The following is a 258-nucleotide window of genomic DNA, read 5'->3' on the forward strand; positions in this document are numbered from 1 at the left end:
ATTTTATTTACAAATCTTAATTGACGTTGTTAACCCGATAATGACTCCCACACAAAGTGGTGTTGTTTCTGGTTGTACATCTGATGCCCCTTGGATTTCCGCTAACTCTTCTTCGCTTAATTCATTTAATGCTTTTCCTGATGGGTGTTTCGGTAAGTCTTTTAACTTCTCTCTTACTTGTGGATCTTTCCACGCCTCTACTAACTCTTCTTTTGTGAACTTGTATCCTTTTGACATTTCATTCATCCTCTCGTTTTT

1 protein-coding gene is annotated in these 258 nt (G+C 37.2%); it reads right to left on the reverse strand.

Annotated features, from left to right (window positions below; all coding sequences use genetic code 11):
• Positions 1–3: 3 nt before the first annotated feature.
• Positions 4–258: mersacidin family lantibiotic (locus tag MR147_RS26905; protein WP_242304891.1), on the reverse strand; the 255-nt coding region annotated here is incomplete at its 5' end.

Source organism: Bacillus cereus group sp. BfR-BA-01350 (assembly GCF_022663775.1).
GTDB classification, from domain to species: domain Bacteria; phylum Bacillota; class Bacilli; order Bacillales; family Bacillaceae_G; genus Bacillus_A; species Bacillus_A paranthracis.